General features: G+C 69.1%; 2 protein-coding genes and 1 pseudogene. 1 reads left to right on the top strand and 2 read right to left on the bottom strand.

Features of this window, described 5'->3' with window-relative positions; all coding sequences use genetic code 11:
• The coding region (locus AOK08_RS44320; protein WP_422125827.1) for an EAL domain-containing protein at positions 1-136 on the bottom strand (136 nt) is incomplete at its 3' end.
• 34 nt (positions 137-170) lie between these two features.
• On the opposite strand from AOK08_RS44320, the pseudogene AOK08_RS41870 reads away from it, so the two are divergent.
• A pseudogene (locus AOK08_RS41870) lies at positions 171-566 on the top strand (EAL domain-containing protein); the annotation flags it as partial.
• 107 nt (positions 567-673) lie between these two features.
• Here AOK08_RS41870 and AOK08_RS41865 read toward each other — a convergent pair.
• A partial coding sequence (locus tag AOK08_RS41865; RefSeq protein ID WP_157877044.1) for an MsnO8 family LLM class oxidoreductase occupies positions 674-1,199 on the bottom strand: 526 nt, incomplete at its 5' end.

Below are 1,199 nucleotides of genomic sequence, written 5' to 3'. Positions count from 1 at the left end.
GTTTCAGTACTGACACCGGCAGCCGGCTGAGGTAGGCCAGGTTCGAGTACCCCGTGCCGAAGTCGTCGATCGCGATGCCCACACCCATGTCGCTGAGTGCCTGGAGTGCCTGGAGGGGCCGGCCGGCGGAGCCCATGACCGCCGACTCCGTCAGCTCCAACTGCAACAGCTCCGCCGGCAGGCCCCTCCAGGCACTCCAGGCACTCAGCGACATGGGTGTGGGCATCGCGATCGACGACTTCGGCACGGGGTACTCGAACCTGGCCTACCTCAGCCGGCTGCCGGTGTCAGTACTGAAACTGGACGGTTCCTTCGTCCGGGGGTTCCAGTACGAGGGTGAGGGCGTCGCCCCGAACCCGGCCGACGAGATCGTCGTCGAGGCGATGATCCAACTCGCGCACCGGCTGGGGCTGACGGTCACCGCCGAGTGCGTGGAAACGGCGGCCCAGGCCGGCCGCCTGCGCCGTATCGGGTGCGACACGGGGCAGGGGTGGCTGTATTCGCGGCCGGTGGGGGCGGATCGGATCTCGGCGCTGATGGAGGGGAGTTCCTGTCGGCAGGGGTGATGTGTCGTCCCTGTCGGCGGGGTTGATCTGCCGTCCCTGCCGGCAGGGGTGACCTTTCGGCAGGGGTGATCTGTCGTTCCTGTCGGCAGGGGTGACCCGTCGTTCCGTCAGTTCACTTCGGTGGGCAGTCCGTAGGCGTCCGCGATGAGTTCGTACGAGCGCAGGCGCAGTTCGCCCCGGTGGGCGTGGGAGACGAGCATCAACTCGTCGGCTCCCGTGCGCTTTTGGAGGTCGTCCAGGCCGGTGCGGACCTCGTCCGCCGTGCCGTGGACGATGTTCGCCATCCAGGAGCCGATGAACTCCCGTTCCATCGCGCTGAATTCGTAGGCCTCCGCCTCCTCCGGGGCCGGGAACAGACCAGGGCGGCCGGAACGCAGGCGGGCCATGCTGAGGCCCGTCGCCAGGATCTGGCGGCGGGCCTCGTTCTCGTCGTCGGTGGCGAGGGCGGAGACACCGATGAGGGCGTACGGGGCGTCGAGGACGTCCGAGGGCTGGAAGGACTCGCGGTAGAGGTCCAGGGCCGGGACGGTGTTCTGCGCGGAGAAGTGGTGCGCGAAGGCGAAGGGGAGGCCCAGGACGCCGGCCAGACGGGCGCTGAAACCGGAGGAGCCGAGCAGCCAGATGGGCGGGCGG

This window comes from Streptomyces graminilatus, assembly GCF_001418565.1.
Taxonomy (GTDB): domain Bacteria; phylum Actinomycetota; class Actinomycetes; order Streptomycetales; family Streptomycetaceae; genus Streptomyces; species Streptomyces graminilatus.
This window is presented reverse-complemented; position numbering and strand designations above follow the sequence as displayed.